22 protein-coding genes and 1 pseudogene are annotated in these 25,033 nt (G+C 71.9%); 9 read left to right on the forward strand and 14 right to left on the reverse strand.

The window, feature by feature from the left end:
• Nucleotides 1-97 precede the first annotated feature (97 nt).
• From OG519_RS17230 to OG519_RS17255, 6 genes and pseudogenes are all read right to left on the reverse strand, one after another.
• Complete coding sequence (locus OG519_RS17230; protein ID WP_405592789.1) at nucleotides 98-1,363, reverse strand: cytochrome P450; 1,266 nt, start codon at nucleotides 1,361-1,363, stop codon at nucleotides 98-100.
• Nucleotides 1,364-1,893: 530 nt separating this feature from the next.
• Nucleotides 1,894-2,466, reverse strand: coding sequence for a GTP-binding protein (locus OG519_RS17235; protein ID WP_405592791.1), 573 nt, complete (start codon nucleotides 2,464-2,466; stop codon nucleotides 1,894-1,896).
• 73 nt (nucleotides 2,467-2,539) lie between these two features.
• Nucleotides 2,540-2,899, reverse strand: coding sequence for a DUF742 domain-containing protein (locus OG519_RS17240; protein WP_405584341.1), 360 nt, complete (start codon nucleotides 2,897-2,899; stop codon nucleotides 2,540-2,542).
• 92 nt (nucleotides 2,900-2,991) lie between these two features.
• A pseudogene (locus OG519_RS17245) lies at nucleotides 2,992-3,390 on the reverse strand (roadblock/LC7 domain-containing protein); the annotation flags it as partial.
• A complete protein-coding gene (locus OG519_RS17250; RefSeq protein ID WP_405584344.1) occupies nucleotides 3,387-5,480 on the reverse strand; it encodes an ATP-binding protein in 2,094 nt (697 codons plus the stop codon). The gene OG519_RS17250 and the pseudogene OG519_RS17245, both read right to left, overlap by 4 nt.
• 389 nt (nucleotides 5,481-5,869) lie before the next feature.
• Nucleotides 5,870-6,694: a maleylpyruvate isomerase family mycothiol-dependent enzyme gene (locus OG519_RS17255; RefSeq protein WP_405584347.1), complete on the reverse strand. Its 825-nt coding sequence runs from the start codon at nucleotides 6,692-6,694 to the stop codon at nucleotides 5,870-5,872.
• Nucleotides 6,695-6,832: 138 nt separating this feature from the next.
• Between OG519_RS17255 and OG519_RS17260 the strand changes: the two genes are divergently transcribed.
• Nucleotides 6,833-7,663 carry a carbon-nitrogen family hydrolase gene (locus tag OG519_RS17260; RefSeq protein WP_405592793.1) on the forward strand — a complete coding sequence of 277 codons (831 nt, stop codon included), beginning with the start codon at nucleotides 6,833-6,835 and terminating at the stop codon, nucleotides 7,661-7,663.
• A gap of 59 nt (nucleotides 7,664-7,722) precedes the next feature.
• Here the strand turns inward: OG519_RS17260 and OG519_RS17265 are convergent, their stop codons facing one another.
• Complete coding sequence (locus tag OG519_RS17265; protein ID WP_405584350.1) at nucleotides 7,723-8,226, reverse strand: LURP-one-related/scramblase family protein; 504 nt, start codon at nucleotides 8,224-8,226, stop codon at nucleotides 7,723-7,725.
• Between the two features lie 40 nt (nucleotides 8,227-8,266).
• Between OG519_RS17265 and OG519_RS17270 the strand changes: the two genes are divergently transcribed.
• Nucleotides 8,267-10,219, forward strand: a complete 1,953-nt coding sequence (locus OG519_RS17270) for an NHL domain-containing thioredoxin family protein (RefSeq protein ID WP_405584353.1) — start codon at nucleotides 8,267-8,269, stop codon at nucleotides 10,217-10,219.
• Between the two features lie 20 nt (nucleotides 10,220-10,239).
• Here the strand turns inward: OG519_RS17270 and OG519_RS17275 are convergent, their stop codons facing one another.
• The 3 genes from OG519_RS17275 to OG519_RS17285 form a co-directional block, all read right to left on the reverse strand.
• Nucleotides 10,240-10,476: a hypothetical protein gene (locus OG519_RS17275; RefSeq protein WP_405584356.1), complete on the reverse strand. Its 237-nt coding sequence runs from the start codon at nucleotides 10,474-10,476 to the stop codon at nucleotides 10,240-10,242.
• Nucleotides 10,477-10,590: 114 nt separating this feature from the next.
• Entirely contained in the window at nucleotides 10,591-11,889 is a 1,299-nt protein-coding gene (locus OG519_RS17280; protein ID WP_405584358.1) for a M18 family aminopeptidase, read from the reverse strand.
• A 298-nt stretch (nucleotides 11,890-12,187) separates the two neighbouring features.
• Nucleotides 12,188-14,023 (reverse strand): acyl-CoA dehydrogenase, encoded by a 1,836-nt coding sequence (locus OG519_RS17285; RefSeq protein WP_405584361.1) that lies wholly within the window; start codon nucleotides 14,021-14,023, stop codon nucleotides 12,188-12,190.
• A 343-nt stretch (nucleotides 14,024-14,366) separates the two neighbouring features.
• Here OG519_RS17285 and OG519_RS17290 point away from each other — a divergent pair, with 343 nt between their 5' ends.
• Together OG519_RS17290 and OG519_RS17295 are read left to right on the forward strand one after the other, a co-directional pair.
• The gene (locus OG519_RS17290; RefSeq protein WP_405584364.1) at nucleotides 14,367-14,852 is read left to right on the forward strand and encodes an SseB family protein; all 486 of its coding nucleotides are present in this window, start codon (nucleotides 14,367-14,369) and stop codon (nucleotides 14,850-14,852) included.
• 152 nt (nucleotides 14,853-15,004) lie between these two features.
• Nucleotides 15,005-15,967, forward strand: coding sequence for a pirin family protein (locus OG519_RS17295; protein ID WP_405584366.1), 963 nt, complete (start codon nucleotides 15,005-15,007; stop codon nucleotides 15,965-15,967).
• Nucleotides 15,968-16,118: 151 nt separating this feature from the next.
• On the opposite strand, the gene OG519_RS17300 is transcribed toward OG519_RS17295, so the two are convergent.
• Nucleotides 16,119-16,448 (reverse strand): PCC domain-containing protein, encoded by a 330-nt coding sequence (locus OG519_RS17300; RefSeq protein WP_405584369.1) that lies wholly within the window; start codon nucleotides 16,446-16,448, stop codon nucleotides 16,119-16,121.
• Nucleotides 16,420-17,205, reverse strand: a complete 786-nt coding sequence (locus OG519_RS17305) for a helix-turn-helix domain-containing protein (RefSeq protein WP_405584371.1) — start codon at nucleotides 17,203-17,205, stop codon at nucleotides 16,420-16,422. Before OG519_RS17305 ends, OG519_RS17300 begins: the two co-directional genes overlap by 29 nt.
• A gap of 436 nt (nucleotides 17,206-17,641) precedes the next feature.
• On the opposite strand from OG519_RS17305, the gene OG519_RS17310 reads away from it, so the two are divergent.
• Nucleotides 17,642-17,974, forward strand: a complete 333-nt coding sequence (locus tag OG519_RS17310; protein ID WP_405584374.1) for an ATP-binding protein — start codon at nucleotides 17,642-17,644, stop codon at nucleotides 17,972-17,974.
• A complete protein-coding gene (locus OG519_RS17315) occupies nucleotides 17,971-18,492 on the forward strand; it encodes a DUF6907 domain-containing protein (RefSeq protein WP_405584377.1) in 522 nt (173 codons plus the stop codon). Before OG519_RS17310 ends, OG519_RS17315 begins: the two co-directional genes overlap by 4 nt.
• A gap of 9 nt (nucleotides 18,493-18,501) precedes the next feature.
• Here the strand turns inward: OG519_RS17315 and OG519_RS17320 are convergent, their stop codons facing one another.
• Together OG519_RS17320 and OG519_RS17325 are read right to left on the reverse strand one after the other, a co-directional pair.
• A complete protein-coding gene (locus tag OG519_RS17320) occupies nucleotides 18,502-20,871 on the reverse strand; it encodes a tetratricopeptide repeat protein (protein WP_405584380.1) in 2,370 nt (789 codons plus the stop codon).
• A 2-nt stretch (nucleotides 20,872-20,873) separates the two neighbouring features.
• Nucleotides 20,874-21,335, reverse strand: a complete 462-nt coding sequence (locus tag OG519_RS17325; RefSeq protein WP_405584383.1) for a hypothetical protein — start codon at nucleotides 21,333-21,335, stop codon at nucleotides 20,874-20,876.
• Between the two features lie 305 nt (nucleotides 21,336-21,640).
• Here OG519_RS17325 and aspS point away from each other — a divergent pair, with 305 nt between their 5' ends.
• The 3 genes from aspS to OG519_RS17340 all read left to right on the forward strand — a co-directional run bounded on the left by aspS (nucleotide 21,641) and on the right by OG519_RS17340 (nucleotide 25,029).
• Complete coding sequence (aspS, locus tag OG519_RS17330) at nucleotides 21,641-23,407, forward strand: aspartate--tRNA ligase (RefSeq protein WP_405592794.1); 1,767 nt, start codon at nucleotides 21,641-21,643, stop codon at nucleotides 23,405-23,407.
• Nucleotides 23,408-23,617: 210 nt separating this feature from the next.
• Nucleotides 23,618-24,130: a SigE family RNA polymerase sigma factor gene (locus tag OG519_RS17335; protein ID WP_405584385.1), complete on the forward strand. Its 513-nt coding sequence runs from the start codon at nucleotides 23,618-23,620 to the stop codon at nucleotides 24,128-24,130.
• Nucleotides 24,127-25,029 carry a hypothetical protein gene (locus tag OG519_RS17340; RefSeq protein WP_405584387.1) on the forward strand — a complete coding sequence of 301 codons (903 nt, stop codon included), beginning with the start codon at nucleotides 24,127-24,129 and terminating at the stop codon, nucleotides 25,027-25,029. The genes OG519_RS17335 and OG519_RS17340 overlap by 4 nt, the downstream gene beginning before the upstream one ends.
• Nucleotides 25,030-25,033 lie beyond the last annotated feature (4 nt).

The raw sequence follows: 25,033 nt of genomic DNA on the forward strand, positions 1-25,033 counted from the left end.
TCGGGCCCCGCCACCCTGCCGTTGTCCCCAAGAGGCCTGGTGCTGTCCGGTGTTGAGTCGGGCCCCACCGCCGTGCCGGGGCGGGCGGGGGGAGCTCTTAGATCAGTGGGGTGAACTCCACTGGCAGGGCTGCGGGGCCGCGTAGCCATACTGAGGGGCGCCAGGAGAGGTCTTCGGGCGGGCGGGACAGGCGCAGGTCCGGCAGTCGGTCGAGCAGTACCTCGATCGCCGCGGTGGCGATGAGTTCGGCGATCTCGGGGGCGGGCGCCGGGCAGCGGTGGTCGCCGTGGCTGAAGGACAGATGCGCCTGGTTGCCGCCGGCGCCGGTCGTCCCCCGCCCGGAGACCCGGCCGCCGGCCCCGGTGACCGGGCAGACCTGCGGGTCGGTGTTGGCCGCGGCCAGCCCGAGTACCAGCAGGTCGCCGGCCCGGATGTGCCGGCCGGCGAGCTGGGTGTCGCGGGTGGCCCAGCGGCCGATGAAGTTCTGGGTGGGCGTGTCCATCCACAGCACCTCGGTGAGCGCCTGCCCGACACTGCGCCGCCCGCCGGACAGCGAGACCGCGAAACGGTCGTCGGTGAGCATCAGCCGCAGGGTGTTGCCGATCCAGTTGGCGGTGGGCTGCTGCCCGGTCGCCATGATGGCGATCAGGTCCTGGACGATCTCCTCGTCCCGCAGCCGCGCCGGGTGGGCCAGCAGCCGGGACGCGAGATCCGTCCCCGGCCGGTGCCTTGCCCGCTCCAGCAGCAGCTCCATATGGCCGTGGATCCGGGCGAAGGCGGCCCCCGCGTCCGGCCCGTCCTCCAGTACGGCGGCGCTGTCCCGGTGGAGTTCCGCGGTCTCGTCGTCGCGCAGCCCGAAGAGGCCGGCCAGCACCCGCAGCGGTATTCGGCCCGCGTACTCGGCCACCAACTCGGCCCGCCCGGCGCCCGCGAAGGAGTCGACGGCCTCGTCCGCGGCCCGCTCCGCCTCGTACCGCAGCTCGTACTGGTCGAGGGCGGCCAGCACGTCGGAGATCGCGCCGGCCCGCCGCCGGTGGTCGGCGCCCTCGGTGAAGAGCACCGACGCGTTGTGCGCGACGAAGGGCAGCAGCGGCCAGTCGCGGGGCACCCGGCCCCAGGAGTGCCAGCGCCGCGAATCGCGCCCGAAGAGTTCGGGGTTGCCGGTGACGTAGTGCAGTTCGCGGTAGCCGAGCACCAGCCAGGCGGGCAGATCGCCGTCGAGCAGCACCGGCGCCACCGGCCCGTGCACCTGGCGGAGCATCGTGTAGAGCCCGGCCGGATCGCGCTGGAAGGCGGGCGAGTGCAGCCGTACGGGGGCGGCGTCCGGGTGCAGCGGCAGCGCCGGATTGAGCTCGGGCGGCAGGCCGGGGCCGGGCGGTATGCCGGGTGGCGTGGTCTGGGCCGGCGCGAGCGGGCCCGGCTGCCGCGGGGCGTGGCCTGCCGGGTAGCCGGGCAGCGGCGTGGGCACCTGGGGGCGGCTCGCTGCCTGGTAGGGGCTCTGCGGCCCCTGGTACGCGTACGCCGCCGGTGCGCCCGGCACGTCCTGCCCGCCTGTGCCGGGCGTAACCTCCTGGCCGCCCGGCCCGGATGGTCCGTTCCCGGCCGGATAGGCGGCCGGATACGCCGGATACCCCTCCGGCGCGCCGGACGCCGAAGCCACCGGGTATCCCGGGGACGCCGGCTGCCGGGTCTGGTAGGGGCTCTGCGGCGCGGCGAGCGGCACGCCGGGATACGGGGTCGGCTGCCCCGCCGGGTGCGGGTAGGGGCCGGTGTCGGGCTCCCCCGGCGCCGGGTCGTCGGGGGCGGTCGGGATGGTCCAGGCGCCGGGCGCTTCCGAGGGGGCGTCGGGCGCGGAGCCCGGCCCCGGGGGCCCCGGGTGCCCTTGGTACGACGTCACGGCATGGACTCCCAGGCGGGCGAGGCATAGCTCAGCAGATGGCGGACGAGGGTGATCAGGACCCGCTTGGCGGATTCCCTGCTGCGGGCGTCGCAGTCGACCAGCGGGATCCCGGGGGACAGCGACAGCGCCTCGCGCAGGTCGTCGAGCGAGTGCTGCGGCGGACCGAAGTTGTTGCGGGCCACGACGAAGGGCAGCCCGTGGTGTTCCAGCCGGTCGATGGCGTACCAGGAGTCCTCGATCCGCCGGGTGTCGACGAGCACCACCGCGCCGAGTGTGCCGGAGAAGAGCCGGTCCCAGAGAAACCAGAAACGTTCCTGCCCGGGGGCGCCGAAGAGGTAGAGCACCATCTCGTCGTCCAGGGTGATCCGGCCGAAGTCGAAGGCGACGGTGGTGCTCTGCTTGCCGCCCAGGCCCGTCGGGTCGTCGATGCCGACGCCCGCGCGGCTCATGGTCTCCTCGGTGCTCAGCGGCCGTATCTCGCTCACCGCGCCGACCAGCGTGGTCTTGCCCACGCCGAAGCCGCCGACGATCACCACCTTCAGACCGTCGGACGCGGTGTCGCGCAGCGGCGGTCCGGCCTGGCCGGGTATCGCGTCCGCGCCACCGGCACCGCCCCAGGACGTGTACGGCTCCGGCGGCTCAGAGGTTCTGGAGGGCACGCAGCACCTTCTTCAGCATCTCCGGCTCCGGCAGGCGGTCGCCGGACAGCGCGGCCCGCGGATGGCGGGCGCTGATCCGGCCCGCTTCCCGCAGATCGCCCAGCAGGATCTTCACCACCGTGATCGGCAGCCCGAGATGCGCGGCCACCTCCACCACGGCGGTCGGATTACGGCACAGCCGCAGGATGCGGATGTGCTCGGACTGCATGCCCAGGGCCGGTTCGCTCTCCGCGACCACGATCGTCACCAGGTCGAACGGCGAGTCACCGGCATGGCTTCGGCCGCCGGTCACCGTATAGAGCCGGTCAGGTTCGCCGCTGTCGACCGGCCCGCGGTTCATGCCTGCCGCTTCCCGCGCGTGCCGTCAGGGAAGTCGTTGCGCGGGTGCGCGCGGGGGGCCGCCTCGGCGACGCCGGCCGGCGGCTCGGCGCGGGCCCCGGTGCGCGGGTCGGCCCGCAGCCGGGTGCCCATCTGCTCGACCAGTTCGTTCATCCGGTGCCCGATGACCCCGGCGTCGGCGTACTCCTCGCCTATCACGGCCAGATGAGCGCCCTCGCCGGCCTCCACGATGAAGAGGATGCCGCCGTGGAACTCGGTCATCGACTGCCGTACCCCGCCGCTGCCGTCGCCGAACTCGATCGAGGCGCCGTGCGCGAGGGCCTGGATGCCGGAGGCGATCGCGGCGAGCTGGTCCGCCCGGTCGACGGAAAGCCCCGACGACAGGCACAGCTTGAGGCCGTCGCGGGAGAGCACCAGGGCGTGCCGGGCGCCCGGTGTCTTCGCGAGGAGTGTCTCCAGCAGCCAGTCCAGGCTGCCGTGGTCCGTGGTCATCTGCCGTTGTCCCCTCCCGACGGCGGCCCGGTCGGCACCGTGTCGCCCGCTCCCCCGCCCTCCCCGCTGAACTCGCCGTAGTCTCCGTACTCGCCCGCCTCGTCGAAGCCGCCGACCCCGTCGAATCCGCTGGATCTGCCGGATCCGCCGGATCTGTCGAACTGGTCGAAGCCGACGAACCCGCCCCGGCCGCCGGCGCCGCCCTGATATCCGGCGTTGTCGGCGGCCGCGCCGTTACCGCCGTTACCCCCGTAACCGCTGTAACCGCCGTATGCGGCGTCGCCGTAGTCGGCCGGGTAGTCCTCGGTCAGATAGTCGGTGCCGGGTCCGTGCCCCGGTTCGGCCGGGTAGGGCGTGGCGCCGCCGAACACGCCGCCGAAACTGCCCTCGCCGGAGGCGGTACGGCCGGTGGGCGCTTCGGTGCCGCGTCCGTTGTGGGTGCTGCCGGGGCTGCCGGAACTGTCGGGGCTGGCGGGGTCCCCGGGAGCGCCGCTGCCGCTGCCCGTGCGCCCTTCCGGCACCGTGCGGCCCGCCGCCGCGTCGCGGAACGCGCTGAACCTGGCGCCCGCCCCGGCCCGTGACCGGGCCGCCCGCGCCATGTCCTCCGGCGAGGGGTCGAGCCAGGCCGCCGTCGGGTCCCCGGTCAGATCGCCGTGCTGCGCGGCGGCCAGCGTCTGCCCGCGGGCCCGCTTGGGCAGCGGTACGGCGGGCGACGGACGCCGCATGCCCCCCGGGTGGCCCTGGCCGGGCCGGGCGTGCGTGGGGGAGTGTTCGGCGGCCCCGGGGCCCGCCGGGTACGCGTCCCCCGCCGGATAGCCGTAACCGCCGTCCTCCGCCGGGTAGTCGGCGGCCTGCTCGGCCGGGGAGAGGGTGAGGATCTTCGGCGGGATCAGCACCACCACGCCGGTGCCGCCGCGCGAGGAGGGCCGGAAGGAGATCAACAGCCCGTGCTTGCGGGCCAGTACGCCCACCACGGCGAGGCCCAGCCGGGTGCCGGAGAGCGACCGCAGGTCCAGCGGATCACCCGCCACCAGTTTCTGCGCCCTGGCCAGCGTCGGGTCCGGCATCACCAGCCCCGCGTCCTCGATGGTGACGACCACGCCGGAGTGGGTCTCCTGCACATAGACGTGCACCTCCTCGGTCGGCGGCGAGAAGTTGCAGGCGTTGTCCATGAGTTCGGCCAGCGCGTGCATGACGCCCTCGGCCGCGTAACCGGCGACGGCGGCCGTACTCGTGGAGTGCAGCCGCACCCGCTGGTAGGCGCCGATCCGGCCCATCGCGCCGCGCAGCACGCTCTCCATCACGATCGGCTTGGTCCAGCGGCGGCCCGAGCGGGAGCCGGTGAGCACCGCCACGCTGTCCGCCAGCCGGCCGGCCTGCGCGGTGCAGTGGTCCAGGTGCAGCAGATCGCCGAGCACCTCCTCGCCGAGGCGGTCCTCCATGTCCCGCAGATCGGCGAGCATGCTGGTGGTCAGCGCCTGCAACCGGCTCGCCGCGCTGGCGCACGCGGCCATCCCGGCCGCCCGCATCCGCTCACTGGCCGCGATCTCCCGGATCAGCACGCCGAGCAGCCGCTGGTGCGCGGGTCCGGTGGGCTGCGGCAGCCGGGACATCACGGTGTCGGCGGAGCCGCCGGCCCGCAGCCGGTCCACGGCGAGCGGAATGGTGACCTCGGCCAGCCGGGCCGTCTCGCCCTCCAGCGCCGCCGCCCGCGCGGTCTCCACCTTCAGGGCGGCCCGCAGCGACAACTGCGCCTCCGCGGCGGTCCTGCGCTGCACCTCGGTGGCCCGCGCGGCCCGCTGGGCGGCCTCCAGATCGATCCCGGCGAGCCGGGCCGCCTCCGCGTGCCGCTCCGCCTCCTCGAACGCCTCAGCCCGTAACTCCGCGGTGCGGAAGCGCAGTTCGCGGGAGAGCCGGAAGCGGGACATGGCGAGGGCCACCACGACGCCGAGCAGCAGGGCGCCCGCCCCGCCGGTCGCCTCGATCACCGGACGGTCGTCCATGGCGGCACGGGAGGCCGCCCAGACGGTGGCGGCGCCGGCCGCGACCACCACGAACAACGGGAACACGACGGCCCAGGCGGTGCGCACGGGGCGCCGGCCGGGAGAAGGAGGCGATAACGGCGAAGTCTGGGCTGACATCAATCGGTACCTCATGGCGGGAGGCCGACAACCCACCGCCGTGCCGGGGACGTTGACGTACGAGCAGTGCGGGTGCGTGTTATTGCGCCACACCTTACTCGCCCAACTCAGCCTTCTCGGGCAGAACGCCGGTCTTTCATCGCCGTACCGTCACCGGATCATCACAGCTTGTGCCACATCCGGGCCCACCGGTACCCGGGGTCACAAAAGTGAGAGGCGGCAGTCCGCATTGCCCCGGACAGCCGCCGCGCCACGTGTCTTTCGGACGCATCCGACCACCGGCCCGGGTGCCCGCACACCCGGTCGGCGCCCGCAGAGCCGCCCGCCGTCGGCGGCCGCTACCGGGTGACCGCGATGTGCGCGAGGATCGCGTCGGCCAGTTCCGGGTCGCCCTCGATCTTCAGCCGGTCCGCCACGGCGGCCGGCCTGACCCGCCCGGCCAGCAGCCGCAGCAGGGTCTCCCAGTCGACCACGAAGGTCACCGCGGGGCCGAGCGAGACCGCCGAGTCGATGGTGCCGCGGCCATCGGCGTCGACCCGTACCGTCCGCATGAACTCCAGCGGCCCGTGCACGTCGAAGACCACCGCGGAACCGGGCTTCGCGCCCGCGTCGTGCGCGACCAGCTTGGGCAGCGCGCGCAGGAAGCGGTCCCGGGACAGCACGGCCGCCGCCGAGGCGAGGTTGCCCGGCTTGTCGAGCGCCCGGCGCAGGTCCTGCTCGTGCACCCACACGTCGAAGACCCGGGTGAGCAACTGCTCCTCGAGGGTGATCTCACCGCCGCCGATCGCGCGGACCTCGGTGTCCGGCTGCCGGGTCTCGTTACGGAGCTGCCGGGACCTGCGGATGATGGTGTACTCGAGCTCCGAGGTCATCTCGGGCGCCGTGTGGTGGCGGCGGATGTCCACCGGCACCTCGGTGTAGCGGGCGGTCTCGCTGGTGATGTGCCGCAGATCGCTGGGGAGGCTGTGGATCGGGCGCGGGTCGCCGAGCAGTTCGCACTCGAAACCGATGATGTGCGAGACGATGTCGCGGACCGACCAGTAAGGGCATTCGGTGGCCCGGCTCCACTCCCCCTCGGTGAGCGGCGAGACCATCTCGTTGATGGATTCGATGGAGTGGGTCCAGGCGTCGATGGACGGCTGGAGCTTGCTGTGGACGGTCACGGGACGGGACCCCTCGACATTCGGTGCGCGGTCGTGGTGGTTGGCGCCTAAGTTACGCTGCGCGCGGGCGCCCACGCAGTGCTTTCGAGTGACGATGGTAGGCCCGACTTGACGACCCAACGTATGGGCGGTGACCCGGTGCGCGCAACGCTGGTGCAGATCGACGTCGACACGGCGGAGACCGTGGCCGACCGCAGGGAACGCGCGGCCGCGCTGGTGCGCGCCCAGGCCGGTGCGGATCTTGTGGTGCTGCCGGAGTTGTGGCCGGTCGGCGCCTTCGCCGCGGACTCCTTCGCGGCCGAGGCGGAGGCCGTCGAGGGCGGCCCCACGGCCGCGGCGATGAGCGCGGCGGCGCGGGACGCGGGGGTGTGGCTGCACGCGGGTTCGATCGTTGAACGGGCCCCCGGGGCAGCGTCGGCAGCGGCGGCAGCGGGCGCCACGGCGGTGGGCGCGCTCTACAACACCTCGCTGCTCTTCGCGCCCGACGGCGGACTGCGGGCCACCTACCGCAAGATCCACCGGTTCGGCTTCGACCGGGGCGAGGCCACGCTGATGGTGGCCGGCGACACCGTCGTCACCGCCGAGCTACCGCGGACCGTGCTGGGCCTGGCCACCTGCTACGACCTGCGCTTCCCCGAACTCTTCCGGCTGCTGGTGGACGCGGGCGCGCAGGTGCTGGTGCTCCCGGCCGGCTGGCCCGCCAGGCGGCTCGCCCACTGGCGGGTGCTGGTGCGGGCACGGGCCGTGGAGTCGCAGGCGTACGTCCTCGCCTGCGGCACGGCCGGCACCCACGCGGGAGTGGAGCAGGCCGGGCACAGCATGGTGGTGGACCCGTGGGGCGAGGTGCTCGCCGAGGCGGGCCCGGGCGAGCAAACGCTGACCGTGGAGCTGGATCCCGCCCGGGTGACGGCCACCCGGGCGGATTTCCCGGTGCTGCGGGACCGGGTCCTCGGCCTGCCGACCCCATAGCCGGCCGTGCGCCCGGTCGGCGCCTCAGCTTCGGCCCGGCGCCCCCGCTCCCTACGCCCTCACTTGTCCTCGTGTTCCTGGTGTTCCCGCTCCGCCAGCCGGTCCACGCACACCGCGATCGCGATCAGCATGCCCGGATCGGCGTCCTCCCGCTCCACGTCGATCGCGTACGCGTCCCGCAGCGTGAACCACTTGCGGGAGATCCGGGCCAGCCGTTCCCCGTCGTACTCGATGTCGTACTCCTTGCCGATCAGGTCGCCGCGCACCTCCAGCTCCTCGCCGGAGGCCAGCTCCGCCCGGTAGACGTCGTGCAGCAGCGTCAGCCGCTTCTTCCGCACCTTGACCAGCACCTGGCCGTCCCGCTCCACGGTCATCGTGTCCCGCAGGCTGACCAGCTTCTTGTGGATGACGGCCACCACGGCCCCGTCGCGGTCCTGGATCTCCAGGGTGTCCCGCAGCCGCATCACCTTGCCGTCGACGTAGAACGCGCGCTCGCCGCGTTCGTCCTCGATCCAGTAGTCGTCGCCGATGGCGAACATCTTCTCCCGCACCACGTATTTCATGGGGGAATGCCTACCCCGGACGATGCTGTTGGATGGGTTCATGACTGCACGTGCACGCGTCCGGGCCCCCGAGCTGGTCGGCAAGGGCGGCTGGCTGAACACCGGCGACAAGCAACCCACCCTGGCGGACCTGCGGGGATCCATCGTGATCCTGGATTTCTGGACCTTCTGCTGTGTGAACTGTCTGCATGTCCTGGATGAGCTGCGGGAGCTGGAGGAGCGCCACCGCGACACCGTGGTGATCGTGGGGGTGCACTCGCCGAAGTTCGTGCACGAGGCCGAGCACGGCGCGGTCGTGGACGCGGTGGAGCGGTACGGGGTGCACCACCCGGTGCTCGACGACCCCGAGATGGTGACCTGGAAGCAGTACGCGGTGCGGGCCTGGCCGACGCTCGTCGTCATCGACCCCGAGGGGTACGTCGTCGCGCAGCACGCAGGCGAGGGCCACGCGCACGCGCTGGAGCGGCTCGTCACCCGGCTGGAGGAGGAGCACGCCGCCAAGGGCACCCTGCGGCGCGGTGACGGCCCCTATGTGCCGCCGGAGCCGGTGGCCACCGACCTGCGCTTCCCTGGCAAGGTGCTGGCGCTGCCCGGCACCGGCCACTACCTGGTGTCGGACTCCACCCGGCACGCGCTGGTCGAGCTGGCCGCCGACGGCGACACCGTCGTACGCCGGATCGGCACCGGTGAGCGCGGGCTGGTCGACGGGGACGCGGCCACCGCCCGCTTCAGCGAGCCGCAGGGCCTGGCCCTGCTGCCCGGCGGGGCTCCCGGGGGCGGTACGGGCGGGACGGTGATCGTCGCCGACACCGTGAACCACGCGCTGCGCGCGCTGGACCTGGACAGCGGCCGGGTCACCACCGTGGCCGGCACCGGCAAGCAGTGGTGGCAGGGCTCACCGACCGACGGCCCGGCCCGCGAGGTGGCGCTGTCCTCACCGTGGGACGTCGCCTGGTTCGAGGACCGGGTGTGGATCGCGATGGCCGGCGTGCACCAGTTGTGGACCTACGACCCGGCCACCGGGCGGGTGCGGGTCGCGGCCGGTACCACCAACGAGGGTCTGGTGGACGGGCACGCGGCGGACGCCTGGTTCGCCCAGCCGTCGGGCCTGTCCGCGGCGGGCGGGCGGCTGTGGATCGCCGACTCCGAGACGTCCGCGCTCCGCTGGGCCGAGCGGGCGCCGGAGGGTGCCGACCCGGACGGCGGCCCGGACCGTAGCCCGGCCGGTGACCCGGACCGTAGCCCGGACCGTGGCGGCATCGTGATCAGGACCGCCGTCGGCACCGGACTCTTCGACTTCGGGCACCGGGACGGCCCGGCCGGCCAGGCGCTGCTCCAGCATCCGCTGGGTGTCACCGCGCTGCCGGACGGCTCGGTCGCGGTCAGCGACACCTACAACAACGCGCTGCGCCGCTACGACCCGGTGACCGGCGAGGTCTCCACCCTCGCCACCGAGCTGCGCGAGCCGTCCGACGCGGCGGTGGTCGACGGCGACATCGTGGTGGTGGAGTCGGCGGCCCACCGGCTGACCCGGCTGCACCTGCCGGAGGAGGCGGTACGGGTCGACGCGGTCGCGCACCGCACCCGGCGGGCCGCCACGGACGTGAGCGCGGGGGCGTTCCGGCTTGAGGTGGTCTTCTCCGCGCCGGCCGGCCAGAAGCTGGACGACCGCTATGGGCCCTCCACCCGGCTGCTGGTCAGCGCCACCCCGCCGGAACTCCTCGCGGCGGGCGCGGGCAAGGGCACCGACCTCTTCCGTGACCTGGTGCTCGACCCGGCCGTACCGGAAGGTGTGCTGCACGTCTCGGCGATGGCCGCGTCCTGCGACGAGGACACCAGCGACAACCCGAACCCGTATCCCGCCTGCCACGTACACCAGCAGGACTGGGGAGTCCCCGTCCGGCTCACTCCGGACGGGGACTCACGGCTGGCGCTGGTGCTGGCCGGTCTCGATAGTGCGGCCGGCGCTGCCGGTGCCGCTGGATCCGGCTGACCGGGTGACGCCGGGGTGGCTCAGTAACGGCTGCCCGGGTAGTACCGCTCCTCGACGACGGGCGGCAGGTCGCCGTCTGCCGTCGGGGGGATCCGGCGCCGCTTGAAGATGCTGACGTAGGCGGCCAGACCGACGAAGCCGACCGCCATCATGATCAGCCCCAGCAGATCCATGTTGACGCCCTTGGCGTGCCAGTCGGTGGCGAACGTGATGATCGCTCCGACCGCGATCAGGATGATGCAGCCTCCGATGCCCACAATGCCCGCCTCCGTTGGTCGACTTGACTGCCTGGTGGTGCCAATAGGGCGCCTTCCCGTGCGCTTGACATCCAATCAGCCAATCGTTCGACGAATCTGACGGGCTTCCTCGGGTCAGCCTTCGAGGAACGACCGCAGCGCGCTCGCCAGCAGGTGCGGGTCGTCGGCGCCGCAGAGTTCGCGGGCCGAGTGCATCGACAGGACGGGCACCCCGACGTCGACCGTGGTGATGCCGTGCCGGGCCGCGGTGATGGGGCCGATGGTCGTACCGCAGGGCATCGCGTTGTTCGACACGAAGTGCTGGAAGGGCACGCCGGCGCGTTCGCAGGCTTCGGCGAAGAGGGCCCGTCCGGCGCCGTCGGTCGCGTAGCGCTGGTTGACGTTGGTCTTGAGGATGGGGCCGCCGTTGGCGCGCGGCCGGTGCGTCGGGTCGTGCCGCTCCGGGTAGTTGGGGTGGACGGCGTGGCCGACGTCCGAGGAGACGCAGACGCTGCCGGCCAGCGCCCGCAGGCGCTCCTCGTAGCCGCCGCCGCGGACGTGCACGGAGCGCTCCAGCACCTGGCCGAGCAGCGGGCCCTGGGCGCCGGTGTCGGACTGGCTGCCGTTCTCCTCGTGGTCGAAGGCGGCGAGCACCGGGATGTACGGCAGGTCGTGCCCGGTGGTGGCGACGGCGATCAGCGCGGCGAGGCCGGCGTGCACCGAGAGCAGGTTGTCCAGCCGGGGCGAGGCGAGCAGTTCGCGGTCCCGGCCGAGGTAGGCGGGCGGCTGGACGTCGTGCGTCATCAGGTCCCAGCCGGCCACGTCCTCGGCGGCGATCCCCGCCTCGTCGGCCAGGAACTCGATCAGGTCGCCGTCCTCGGCCTCGCCGAGGCCCCACAGCGGCTGGAGATGGCGCTGCTTGTCGAGGGTGAGCCCGTTGTCGTTGACCCCCCGGTCGAGGTGGATGGCGAGCTGGGCGACCCGCAGCAGCGGCCGGTCCACGCTGATCAGCCGGGTGGAGCCGTCCCGCAGCGACAGCCGGCCGGCCAGCCCCAGGTCGCGGTCGAGCCAACTGTTGAGCAGCGGACCGCCGTAGAGCTCCACGGCCACCTGGCGCCAGCCCGCGCTCCCCAGGTCGGGGCGCGGCTTGACCCGCAGGTTCGGGGAGTCGGTGTGCGCGCCGACCACCCGGAAGGGGGTCTCCGGGGCCGCGCCCTCCGGCACGTACCAGGCGATGGTCGTCCCGCCGCGCCGTACGTACCGACCGCCGGGCTCGCCGTCCCAGGCCTCGGTCTCGGCGACCCGGCGGAACCCCGCCTGCTCCAGCCGGCCGGCGGCGGTGGCCACGGCGTGGTAAGGGGACGGGCTGTCCTGCACGAATGAGGCCAGGTCGGTGGTGTGGGAGCGGTCGAAGGTCCGCGGGTGGTGGCTCATACCGGTCAGCATAGAAAGGCCGCTGAAAAGACGGCGAAGGGACTTCGGGGGGACCGGTAGGGAAGGGCGGGGAAGGGTGGGGCGGGGTGTGCCGCAACCGTGCTGGTGGCGGTGGATCGTCCCGCTGCCGTGCCTGCGCCGTCCCCTTCCGGCAGCCGGCCGCCGGCGCGGGGGGCGCGCCGGAAAGGCGCGGGGAACGCGGCGGTTCCGCGGGGCGCCCGGCGCGCCGGGGGTCGGGGCGCGCCGGGCCGATCGGGCTGGTCAGCCGGTCCGGCCGGCTCTGTCGCTCAAGCGCCGATCAGAAAGCCTCTTCCGGCAGGTCCATCAGATCGAGCGAAATGTTCTCCGCGATGGCCCGCTGTACGCCGACCCCCGGCAGAATGTCCGTGGCGAAGAACTTTGCCGCCGCGATCTTGCCGGTGTAGAACGCCCGGTCCCTGGCGGAGGCGTTCGGCAGCTTGTCCGCGGCCACGCCGGCGCCCCGGAGCAGCAGGTAGGCGACGACCACATCGCCGGAGGCCAGCAGCAGCCGGGTGGTGTTCAGGCCGACCTTGTAGATCGAGCGCACGTCCTTTTCGGTGGCGGCCAGGTCGGTCAGCATCACGCCGACGATCCCCTCCAGGTCCACCGCGGCCTTGGCGAGCTGGTCGCGGGCGGCGGCCAGCTCCTCGCCGCCGGTCGCCTCGGCGAGGAACTTCTTGATCTCCTCGCTGAGCGCGGTCAGCGCCTGGCCCTGGTCGCGGACGATCTTCCGGAAGAAGTAGTCCTGGCCCTGGATCGCGGTGGTGCCCTCGTAGAGGGTGTCGATCTTGGCGTCGCGGATGTACTGCTCCAGCGGGTACTCCTGGAGGTAGCCGGAGCCGCCGAGGGTCTGGAGCGACTGGGCGAGCTGCTCGTAGGACTTCTCCGAGCCGTAGCCCTTGACGATCGGCAGCAGCAGGTCGTTGAGGCTGTGCAGTTGGGCGGCGAGCGCTTCTTGACCGGTGGTCGCCTCGGCGACCTGGATCGCGTCCTGCACAGAGGCGGTGTGCAGCACCAGCGCGCGCATCCCCTCGGCGTACGCCTTCTGCGTCATCAGCGAGCGGCGGACGTCGGGGTGGTGGGTGATGGTGACCTTCGGCGCGGCCTTGTCGGTGAACTGGGCCAGGTCCGGGCCCTGCACGCGCTCCTTGGCGTACGCAAGGGCGTTGAGGTAGCCGGTGGAGAGGGTGGCGATGGCCTTGGTGCCGACCATCATCCGGGCGAACTCGATGATCCGGAACATCTGCCGGATGCCGTCGTGCTTGTCGCCGATCAGCCAGCCCTTGGCCGGGTGCCGGTCGCCGAAGGTCAGCTCGCAGGTGTTGGACGCCTTGAGGCCCATCTTGTGCTCGACGTTGGTCGCGTAGACGCCGTTGCGCTCGCCGAGTTCGCCGGTGGTGAAGTCGAACTCGTACTTGGGCACCATGAAGAGCGACAGGCCCTTGGTGCCGGGTCCCGCGCCCTCGGGGCGGGCCAGTACGTAATGGATGATGTTCTCGGTCAGGTCGTGCTCGCCCGAGGTGATGAAGCGCTTGACGCCCTCGATGTGCCAGCTCCCGTCCTCCTGCCGCACGGCCCTGGTCCGGCCGGCGCCCACGTCCGAGCCGGCGTCCGGCTCGGTGAGCACCATGGTCGCGCTCCACTGCTTCTCCGCCGCGAGGGCGGCGATCCGCTGCTGCTCCTCGGTGCCCTCCTCGAAGAGGACGCCGGCGAAGGCCGGGCCCGAGGAGTACATCCACAGCGCCGGGTTGGAGCCGAGGATCAGCTCCGCGTACGCCCAGATCAGCGAGCGGGGGGCGGTGGTGCCGCCGATCTCCTCGGGCAGGCCGAGCCGCCAGTACTCGGCGGCCATGAACGCCTGGTAGCTCTTCTTGAACGACGCGGGGACCGGCGCGGTGCCGGCCGCGGCGTCGAAGACCGGGGGGTTGCGGTCGGCGTCGGCGAAGGACTCGGCCAGCTCGTTCTCCGCCAGGCGGGTCAGCTCGCCGAGGATGTCCTTCGCGGTTTCCACGTCTGTCTCCGCGAACGGACCCGTGCCGTAGAGCTGGTCGCGGCCGAGGACCTCGAAGAGGTTGAACTCGATGTCGCGGAGGTTGGACTTGTAGTGGCCCATGACGACGGCTCCGAATCGCCGCTGCTGCGGTCGTTAGGGGGACAGGGGGTGTCGAGCGGAGGTGCGGGGTGTGCCGGGTTGTTCGGGGGAGTGCTGGGGGATGCGCGGGGGCAGTCCCGCGAAATCATGCTACCCGTGAGTAATAAGGCGCAACCCCTACCGGCCGGATGTGACCCGTTCCTCTTTGCCCGCCGGGTCTTTGGGGCCGGGGCCGGGTCCGGGGGGCGGGGCGGGGTCCGGGGGCCGGGTCGGGGGGCGTTCGGCGGCCGCTTTCCGCTCTGGGCCGTTCTTCCCGGCGTCCCGGCGCTCCCTGGCGCCTGCTGCGGTTGGTTAGGCTGGTCATGTGTACGGCTACGAGCAGAGCGTGAACGCTGGACCCGGCGGCCCGATGGGTGCCGCACCGATGGGCGGCGGCTACCCCGAGCCGTCGCCCGGTTACCAGGAGGCGCCCACCGGCTATCCGGAGCCCTCGCCGCCGTCGCTGGCCGACGCGGTACGCGCCTTCACCACCGGATCACTGGCGGCCGAGGACTTCCAGGCGATCTTCACCACCTCCAAGGTCTACTGCCCGCGCGGCGAGAACCCCGGCTTCCTGGCACTGCACGACACCCAGCAGCCGGTCATCCCGATGTTCAGCACGCTGAAGGAGCTGCGGCGGTACGCGGGCAAGGAGTCCAAGTACTTCGTCATCACCGGCGCCGAGGTGCTCGACCTGCTGCCGACCGGCTACGGCTTCGTGCTCGACATCGACGGCCAGCACCGGATGGTCTTCGACGCGAAGGCCGTCGAGCAGATGATCGACTTCACCATGCGCCGTATGTACGGCTGAGGTCCGGGTGTACGGCTGAGGTCCGGCCGACCCCGCGCCCGTCGATCCGGCCGCGCAGGGGAAGGATCGGCTGGGTGATGGAATGGTTACGCCTTGCAAGATGTTAAGCCTTCAACTAAATTGAGCGCAGAGCATCGCCGAAGGAGGCCGTCATGCCCGCTGTGACCGTAGAAAACCCGCTGACCCTGCCCCGGGTGACCGTGTCGACCGATGCGCGGGTGCGCCCCGCGCTGGCCGTCAGCACCGCACCGAGCGGCTTCGAGGGTGAGGGATTCCCGGTCCGCCGCGCCTTCGCCGGCATCGCCTACCGGGACCTCGACCCGTTCATCATGATGGACCAGATGGGCGAGGTGGAGTACGCGCCAGGTGAGCCCAAGGGCACGCCCTGGCACCCGCACCGCGGCTTCGAGACCGTCACGTACATCATGGACGGCACCTTCATCCACCAGGACTCGCACGGCGGTGGCGGCACCATCACCAACGGCGACACCCAGTGGATGACCGCCGGGTCCGGGCTGCTGCACATCGAGACCCCGCCGGAGTCGCTGGTCACCAGCGGCGGCCTCTTCCACGGCCTCCAGCTCTGGGTGAACCTGCCGAAGTCCGACAAGATGATGCCGCCCAAGTACCAGGACATCCGGGCCGGCGGCCTCAAGCTGCTCACCTCGGCGGACGGCGGCGCGCTGATCCGGCTGATCGCCGGTGACCTGGCGGGCTATCAGGGCCCCGGCGCCACGCACACGCCGATCACCATGATCCACCTGTCGCTCAACCCCGGCGCCTCCGTCACCCTCCCCTGGCGCGCGGACTTCAACGCCCTCGCCTACGGTCTGGCCGGCCAAGGCTTCGCGGGCCCCGGCGCCCGCCCGTTCCGGATGGGCCAGGCGGTCGTCTTCGGCAAGGGCGACGCGCTCACCATCCGCGCCGACGAGAGCCAGGAGTCCCGCTCCCCCAACTTCGAGGTCGTCCTCCTCGGCGGCCTCCCCATCCGCGAGCCGATGATGCAGTACGGCCCCTTCGTCATGAACACCCACGCCGAACTGGCCCAAGCCTTCGACGACTTCCAGGCGGGCCGCCTCGGCACGATCCCCACGGACTCCCCTCTGACCCCCTGATCCCCACATTGCCGCGCCGCGTCAGCCACCCCCCGGCTGACACGGCCCGGGTTCCCCTTCACCCGGCGCGCCGAGTCGCGCACTCATGTGTGCGCCGGGCGGCGGTCAGGTACAGCCTCAGCGGTGAGCAACCGAAGTCCAGTGCAATTGGTCAATTCGGGAGAACGTACGCTCGAACGAACCAGGTTCCCACCTCGGCGCGGTGCAGGTGGCCGCATACGCCTCGGTCTCCTTCGATGCCCAGCGTGGCGTGAATGTGGACCACGCCGTCCGTGATCTCGCCGGACCCGTGCATTTCGGCTGGCTGACGGTACTCCGTGAGCACGTCCGCCGAAGCGTTGTCGGCGGGCATTGTCGAGACGGTAAAGTGGTCTACGGCACCGATCAGGGAGACGATCGCCCCATTGACGATGCCCAACTCCTTGGCCCGCAGGGTGATCGCTTCCAGAAGCTCAGCGTTCTTGATTTCGATCGTGTGCACGCGATGCTTCCTCGCCGAGTAGGGGACTGATGTCGCGGAGCATGACAGCCGCGCACCAACGCGCGCCCGCATCACGCGGGTTCGTCACCTCGTCCGCGAGACGAGCGGCGACGAAGGCCGCACGCGGACGCGCTGTTCGGGGGTCAGCCGCCAGCGAGGCGGCGACACTCCAGTCGAAACCGCAAGTTCGCGCGGTGACGGCCGTCATGTACAGGTGGCGGGCATCGCCGTCGTTGGTCAATACGGTGCACACATCGGTGGCCAGGGCCTGACCAGGTACTTTGGCGAGGATCCCCGCCGCGTTGACCCGGAGTACGGGGTTGGCTCCGTCGTACATCCAGCGTCGCAGTTTGGCCAGGCAGGCCTTGTCTGCGAGGGAGGCGATGACGGTGTCGGTACCGTGCGTGGTCTGCACTGTGGTGAGGGGCCCCGAGTCGCTTCCGGCGATGCTCGACACCATCTCGGAGGCGAGTGTGCCATGTGTGGCGGTGAGGGCTGACAGGCGCATGAAGGCTCTACGGTCCATGCGGCTGAGGCTAGCTTCGTACTCCAAGGCTGAGAAGGGGACTTCTAAAGTCTGAGCCAGGAACCGGAGCCAGTAATCCGAGGGGATGACCCCGCCCTGCGGCCGTTCCCAACGGCTGATGTGCTCGCGTCCGACTGAAACTCCCGACGCTTCTTGAAGGCGCAGGGCCAGCTTTCCTTGGGAAAACCCCTTGGCCAGTCTGAGATCCCGGATCATCTGTGCAATCGCCACGTCACCATAGTGGCACTAGGCATGGCACTAGTCCGCCAATTCGTCTACCTCCATGGTTGTAGTGACGGACCCCCGCGACCGCGAGAACGGCCCGGGGGCGTGGCCAACCTGGAAGGCAGGCTGACATGCGCAAGTTTATCGGGCGGTGGTTCGGGACGGTGAGGGCCGTCCTCTGTGCCTCCGCCGGGGTGGTGCCGGTTGGGGGGCAAGTGCTGGCACATCGGTACGTGATCGCGTTCCTGGCGTGTGCTTTCACCTGGTCGGCGTCATCGGCCGGGGTTTTGTCGGCGGGGCAGGGGGTGGAGCGGTGAACGCGCCGGAGAATCCTGTGCCGTTGGGGGAAGAAGAAGGGGCGCCGGTGCGTCGGTGGGGGCGGGAGGCTCGGTTTGTGGGGGAGGCACGGCGGGAGCTGCGGGGGAGGCTGGATGCTTGGGGGATGGCGAAGCTGGCGGATCCGGCGGAACTCGTCCTCTCGGAGCTGTTCACCAATTCGCTGGTGCACGGCGATGTGCCCGAAGACCGGCAGATCGGCACCCGATACGCGCGGACGCCGAGTGGTGGCGTGCTGATCGAAGTGCATGACGCCGACGAGAGGCGGCCGGTCCCACAACTCCATTGCGCTGAGGCGGAGTCGGGCAGGGGACTTGAGCTTGTGAACGTCCTCACCGGAGGGTGCTGGGGCGTGACCGGCCGCCAAGGTGTCGGCAAACGCGTATGGGCGATCGTGTCCGACAACGCCGTGTGCGAGGCCGACGGTGGTGCCGAGTGAGGACCACGACGACCGGGTACGGCCCGGTAGTTGCTTCCGCGGCCGCGGCGGAGGGGCAACTCCCCGCCTGCCGCACTCCTTCGGAGGCGCCCGGCGGTACCTGGACCATTGAGACCAGCGGCGGGTACACCGCGACGGGCTACCTGCCCACGTGGGCGGAGGAGGACCCGAGCGAGAGCGGGATACCGCTGGGTCGGCTGCCCGCGACCCTCGCCGACATCACCCATCGCGCACCCTTCGAGGGCCAGTGCGTGGCGGCGGTGCACGGCAGTGGACTTGCCGAGACCGCCGAGATCCTCTCGGGAAGCATCGACTGCACTCCCTACGCCGAAGACCCCGACCCCCGTGGGCCCGTCGCCAACATACGGATCATCGACGACTACTGGATCAACGGCCTTGACGAGGACGGCTTGGCCGCCTTCGCTGAGCAGTTGCGGGCGCAGGCGGCCCTTCTCGAAGGCGAGGTCGGTCCGGCTCTCGCCGCGGCCCGCGCGGAGATGGCTGCCGCCGGGGGGTGAGTGGCCGCGTCAGGTCGGTGGGCTTGGGGCTTCGGCGCTTCGTTTACGCCAGTAGGCCAGGTTGTTGCGGGTGCTGAGGATGTTGGGGTGGTCAGGGCCGAGGACGCGCATCTGGTCGGTGAGGAGGGCGGCGAGATCTGCTGCAGCTCCGGATGAGTTCCCCGCTTCCCCTTGCCAAATGGCGAGGTTATTGCGGGTGGTGAGGGTGTTGGGGTGGTCGGGTCCGAGGACGCGTGTCTGGTCGGTGAGGAGTCCGGCGAAGGCGTCTGCGGCTGCGGCCGGGTCCCCTGCCCTCCCTTGCCAAATGGCGAGATTGTTGCGGGTGGTGAGGGTGCGGGGATGGTCGGGGCCAAGTATCCGGCAAAAATCCTTCAGGAGGTCGGCAGTGTCGGATGCAGCTTTGGCCGGATCTCCAGCCTCTCCCCGCCAGGTCGCGAGATTGCCACGGGTGACGAGGGTGCTGGGGTGGTCGGGGCCCAGCAGTCGCCGCCGGTCGGTGAGGAGGTTGGCGAGGGCTTCTGCGGCTCCGGCCGGGTCCCCTGCCTCCCCTCGCCAGTAGGCGAGGTTGTTGCGGGTGGTGAGGGTGTCGGGGTGGTCAGGACCGAGGACCCGTAGTCGGTCGGTGAGGAGATTGGCGAGGGCTTCGGCGGCTTCGGCCGGATTCCCCGCCTCCCCCTGCCAATGGGCGAAGTTACTTCGGGTGGTGAGGGTGCGGGGGTGATCGGCGCCCAGTACCCGCAGGTAGTCGGTCACGAGACCGGCGAGGGCTTGTACGGCTTCGGCTGGCTCTCCTGCCTCGCCTTGCCAGTAGGCGAGGTTGTTGAGGGTGTTGAGGGTGTCGGGGTGGTCGGGGCCGAGGTGGAGGCGGGCCATGTCGGCCATGTGTCGGGAGTAGCCGATGGCCGTCGTGACCTGGCCGGACTCGCCCAGGCTGCGGCCGACCCGGAACAGCACCAGGTGGGCATCCGGTCGGTAGAGGCAAGCGTTGTTCTCGGTGTAGGCGGCCAGAGAAATCGCGCAGGCCCGCAGCGCCTGAGCGAGAGCGGTGTCGCGTTCGACCCTCGGCCACACTGCCATCAGGGCGTCCGCCGACGTGTGGGCGATTTCCTCGTATAGCTCGGAGACGAGCGCGTCGCGGGTGGCGCGTTGGACGATGCGGTGGATGCTCGCCCCCTGGCTGGGGAGATCGGTGAGGTCCGGGGCCTGGACGAGGCTGAGGCGGTGCAGGGCCCGCAAGGCGCCCAGCGCGTCGTCCGGGCCGACCGCAGCCTCGGTACCGCCGGGCGCGTCGGCGGCACCCTCCGTCCGGTGCTCCGTGAGGTACGCCAGCGCCGGCTCGCTCGTCAGGACGTCCAGCGGGATGCCGTTGGGGTCCAGGAATGCCGCCAGTTGGAGCATGGGGCGGGCGAGGCCGGCGGGGCGGAGGCGGTCGGCGTACTCGACGGACAGGGCCCAGGCCGCGGCCATGGGGCGGGTCTGGGCGTCGGGGAGGGCGTCCGGGCTGACCTCGGTCAGGGTGCGGGTGCGGTCGGCCAGGCGGGTGCGGTAGGTGGTCAACGGAATGCCCGCGTCCACCACGTACGCCGCCGCCTGCGACAACGCCAGCGGCAGATGGCCCAGGTCGGCGGCCAGCCCGCGCACCTCAGCGGCCGGCTCGGTGCGGTCGTACGTCGCCAGGACCGCGGCCACGTAAGCCGCGGCCTCCGCGGGGGAGAACACGCCGACGTCGATCCGGCGCCGGCCGGGACCGGTCAGCGCCGCGTCCCGCCGTCGCGTGGTGATCACCGTCCGCCCGTGGGAGCTCGCCGGCGGCCACAGCCCGCGCAGGTCCGCCGGGTCGGCGACGTCGTCCAGCACCACCAGCCACCGGCACGGGCCCCGCCCGGCCTTCGGCTCGAGCCACGCCACGAACGCCTCGGCCGCGGCCTCCGGGTCGCCGGGATCCGCGCCCGTCACCTCCGCCCCGGCCCGCCCCAGCCCCGCCACCACCGCCGGACGGTCCACCGCTGTGACCCACACCAGGAGGTCCACCTCACCGGCGGCCCACACGGTACGGGCGTAGTCCGCGGCCAACTGCGTCTTGCCGACCCCGCCGAGCCCCCGCAGCACCTGCCCCAGTACGGCCGTCTCCTCGCCTGCCACCACCTCCCGCAGCCGCGCCCGCTCGGCACGGTCCTGGAAGGCGCCGGCCCGTGGCGGGATGACGCCCACCTGATGGGGCAACGCGGCAGCCGGGCGGGGTGCGCCCCCGTAGTAGTTGTGCTGGGTGTTGCGGTCACCCCACTGGGCGCCGGTCGGCCCACTGAAGTCGAGCGAGTCCGACGACGTGGGCGGCGAGGACGGTGAGGCCGACGAGGACGGCGAATACGGCGAGGACACGCTCAGCTCCCGAACCGGTTGTCCTGCCGGTTGTGCTGCCCGACCTGGAAGGCCGTCGGGCCGTGGAAGGTGTTACCGGACACGACGCCGCCGGGAGCGGCCCGCACCCCCGCCTCCAGAGCCGCCTTCAAGGCCGCCTCCAGCGCGGCCACCGCTTCCGCCAGCGCCCGCGCCAGCTCCGCGTCGCTCTCCACCGCCTCCTCCACCGCGCCGGTCAGCCGCGCCCGGGTCCGCTCGGACACCTCGCCGTCGCCGCCGTTCGCGCCATCGACGCCACCGGCCTGCCGGGCGGCCAGCACCAGCGCCGGATCGTCGCCCAGCGCCCGCGTCACCAGGTCGTGCACCCGCTCCATCCCGGCGTCGACCACCCGGTCGACCTCACCGTCCACGGCCCCGCCCGCCCGCCGCGCCTTGCGCACCAGATACGCGCACAGGTACCCGACCGCGATCTCCGCACCGAACACCCCGGACCCCCAACCGTCGTCTCCGTCCGTACCAGGACGGTAGCCCGACCACCCCCGCGCCCGAGCCGTAATACCCGCGATGCCTGCGATGCCCGCGCCGATCCCCTCGTGCCCGGGGGTCCGGTCCGGCTTCCCCCGCGGGCGAAGAGCCGTTTTATCCGGATGGGGGAGCGGACCGGCGCGCCGGTAGGCTGTGCTACGGCCTGTCCGGCGGACCGGCTCGGTCCGCCCTTCCGGCCGCGTCCGGGCCGTCGCTCCGGCCACCCCCTTCCCGCAAGCACCAACCCATGCCTAGGACGAAGCTGATGCACCGGTACCGGTCCCACACCTGCGGCGAGCTGCGCGCCACCGACGTCGGCGCCGACGTCCGGCTGTCCGGGTGGCTGCACAATCGCCGTGACCTGGGCGGCATCCTCTTCGTCGACCTGCGCGACCACTACGGCTTCACCCAGCTCGTGGTGCGGCCGGGTTCGGCCGTCTACGACCAGCTCAGCAGCCAGTCCAAGGAGTCGGTGCTGCGCGTCGACGGCCGGGTCGTCGCCCGCTCCCCGGAGAACGTCAACCCGGAGCTGCCGACCGGCGAGGTCGAGGTCGAGGTGACCTCCCTTGAGGTGCTGGGCGCCGCCGACCCGCTGCCGTTCCCGGTCTTCCCCGAGGACAACGCCAACGAGGAGATGCGGCTCACCAACCGCTTCCTGGACCTGCGCCGCCAGCGCATGCACCGCAACCTCATGCTGCGCACCCAGGTCATCTCCTTCCTGCGCCGCGAGATGACCGCCCTCGGCTTCAACGAGATGGCCACCCCCATCCTCTCGGCGACCTCCCCCGAGGGCGCCCGCGACTTCCTGGTGCCCTCCCGGGTGCACCCCGGCCAGTTCTACGCGCTGCCGCAGGCCCCGCAGCAGTTCAAGCAGCTCCTGATGATCTCCGGCTTCGACCGCTACTTCCAGATCGCGCCCTGTTTCCGCGACGAGGACTCCCGCGCCGACCGGTCGCCCGGCGAGTTCTACCAGCTCGACGTCGAGATGAGCTTCGTCGAGCAGGAGGACGTGTTCGGCGTGATCGAGAAGGTGATGACCGACCTCTTCACCGAGTTCGGCGGCGGCCGTACGGTCACCTCGCCGTTCCCCCGGATCCCGTTCCGCGAGTCGATGGTCAAGTACGGCAACGACAAGCCGGATCTGCGCACCTCGCTCGAACTGGTCGACGTCTCCTCGGTGTTCGCCGGCTCGGAGTTCAAGGCGTTCGCCGACAAGCACGTACGGGCGCTGGCGGTGCCGGACACCGCCGACCAGCCGCGCAAGTTCTTCGACTCGCTCGGCGAGTTCGCGGTCTCGCTCGGCGCGAGGGGTCTGGCCTGGGTGCGGGTCGGCGAGGAGAACGCGCTCACCGGGCCGATCGCCAAGTTCCTCACCCCGCAGGACGTGGCGGCGCTGGTCGCGGCGGTCGGCGCCGAGCCCGGCACCGCGATCTTCTTCGGCGCGGGAGAGTTCGACGAGGTCTCCAAGATCATGGGGCCGGTCCGGGTCGAGGCGGCCCGCCGGGTCGGCCGGTTCGAGGACAACGCCTTCCGCTTCTGCTGGATCGTGGACTTCCCGATGTTCGAGCGGGACGAGGACACCGGCGCGATCGACTTCTCGCACAACCCGTTCTCCATGCCGCAGGGCGGTCTTGAGGCGCTGGAGACCAAGGACCCGCTGGACATCCTGGCCTGGCAGTACGACATCGTGTGCAACGGAGTGGAGCTGTCCTCCGGCGCCATCCGGAACCACGAACCGGAGGTGATGTACAAGGCGTTCGGGATCGCCGGGTACACGCGGGAGACGGTGGAGGCGGAGTTCGGCGGCATGCTGCGGGCCTTCCACTTCGGCGCCCCGCCGCACGGCGGGATCGCCCCGGGGGTGGACCGGATGGTGATGCTGCTCGCCAACGAGCCCAACATCCGCGAGACGATCGCCTTCCCGCTCAACCAGAACGCCCAGGACCTGCTGATGGGGGCGCCCTCGGAGGTGCCGGACACGCGGCTGCGTGAGCTGAACCTGTCGCTGCGCAAGACCAACCCGAAGAGCTGACGCGGTCCTTCACGTACGGTCGGCTCGTACGGTCGGCTCGTCCCAGCACGTCCAGCACGTACGCGCACACCGGCGGGGCCGCCTTCGGCCCCGCCGGTTTTTCGTTGGGCACGGCCCTTTCGCGGGACCCGGTGGGACCCGGCGGGGAACGAGGCAACCCGGCGGGGACCCCGACGCGTTGGAGGGATGTGGGAGAAGAAGAGGTGAGCGGTGGGCACAGCCGGATTCGAGGAGTTCGTCGCGGCCAGAGGGCCGAGGCTGCTCCGGGTGGCCTGGCTGCTCACCGGCGACGGGCACCTGGCGGAGGACCTGTTGCAGACCGTGCTGGCCAAGGTCTGGCCCAAGTGGGCCCGGATCGCGGACGAGAACCCCGAGGCGTACGTCCGCAAGGCGCTGGTGCACACCCACGCCTCCTGGTGGCGCCGAAGATGGCGGGGCGAGGTGCCGCACGGCGACGACCTGCCGGACCGGGCGGCCCCCGAGGACCCGTTCGCGGAGGTGGACCTGGAGCAGACGCTCGCCTCGGCGATACGCGCGCTGCCGGTACGCCAGCGGTCGGTGATCGTCCTTCGCTTCTTCGAGGACCTGGGCATCGCCGAGACGGCGGAGGTACTGGGCTGCTCGGAGGGCACCGTGAAGAGCCAGACGTCCAAGGCGCTGCGGACACTGCGGGGCCGACTGCCCGCGGCCGTCACCGCGGCGGAAGGGGGTGAGCCGTGGTGAGAAGAAGTACGAGCCCCGCGGACGAGGGCGCCGGCGACGAGGCGGCCGGCCGCCGGGCGGACCCCCGGTCCGGGCACAGTTCGGACCACGGGGCCGGCGCCGGGTATCCACCCGGCCCGCCCACCGAGGCCCGCGCCGAACCGACAGCCGAACCCGACCCGTACGAGCTGCGCGTCCTGCTGGAGCGGGCCGTCCCCCAACTCCCCTCGCCCCCGGGGCGGTTGGCGCAGGTACGGGCGCGGGTCCGGCGGCGGGCGCGGCGCCGTACGGCCGGGCTCTCCGTAGCCGCCGTCCTGGTGATCGCCGCGGCCGGCCTGGTGCTGCCCGGGCTGAGCCACCCGGCCGACGAGGCCGGCCCGTCAGCGGCGCGGACCCGCGCCCCGCTCGCGCCGCTCACCACGAGCGGCGCCGGCTCGTCGAACGGCGCCACGCGGCCGCCGACCTCGCTCGCCGAGAACCCGCTCCACCACTTTCCGGAGCTGTCCGGGCTGGATCTGCGGCTGCCCGCCGACTGGTACACGCTCGTACCGCCCGGTCAGCAGACGGTCTACGTCTCCTCGCAGCGGCTGGCCCTGCCCCCTGACCACTGCCTCCACCCGCTGGACGACTTCTGCACCCCACTGGCGGTCACCCTCCGGACGGGCGGGGTGCTGATGAGGCTGGAGCTCCAGCACAACCAGCCGCTGGCCGAAAAGATGAACGCCCACGACCGGCTGGTGGGCACCGCGGCCGTGGTCAGCGCCTGCCGGACGGTGCTGGGCACCACCCAGCTGGCCGCCAGCTTCGGCGACGGAACCGGGTCGGACGTCCTGATCGTGGCGGAGGCGTGCCTCGCCCGGCCGACGGAGCCGCAGACGGCCCTGGTCCGGGATCTCCTGTTGACCGCGAACTTCTCGTGAATCT

This window comes from Streptomyces sp. NBC_01190 (assembly GCF_045039895.1).
Taxonomy (GTDB): Bacteria; Actinomycetota; Actinomycetes; order Streptomycetales; family Streptomycetaceae; genus Actinacidiphila.

Bases quoted from the DNA above. Each gene is read 5' to 3' on its own strand.
- OG519_RS17270 (WP_405584353.1), top strand. From the start codon at position 8,267: ATGACTGCACGTGCACGCGTCCGGGCCCCCGAGCTGGTCGGCAAGGGC.
- OG519_RS17280 (WP_405584358.1), bottom strand. From the start codon at position 11,889: ATGAGCCACCACCCGCGGACCTTCGACCGCTCCCACACCACCGACCTG.
- OG519_RS17310 (WP_405584374.1), top strand. From the start codon at position 17,642: ATGGCGAAGCTGGCGGATCCGGCGGAACTCGTCCTCTCGGAGCTGTTC.
- OG519_RS17285 (WP_405584361.1), bottom strand. From the start codon at position 14,023: ATGGGCCACTACAAGTCCAACCTCCGCGACATCGAGTTCAACCTCTTC.
- OG519_RS17295 (WP_405584366.1), top strand. From the start codon at position 15,005: ATGCCCGCTGTGACCGTAGAAAACCCGCTGACCCTGCCCCGGGTGACC.
- OG519_RS17265 (WP_405584350.1), bottom strand. From the start codon at position 8,226: ATGAAATACGTGGTGCGGGAGAAGATGTTCGCCATCGGCGACGACTAC.
- aspS (WP_405592794.1), top strand. From the start codon at position 21,641: ATGCACCGGTACCGGTCCCACACCTGCGGCGAGCTGCGCGCCACCGAC.
- OG519_RS17240 (WP_405584341.1), bottom strand. From the start codon at position 2,899: ATGAACCGCGGGCCGGTCGACAGCGGCGAACCTGACCGGCTCTATACG.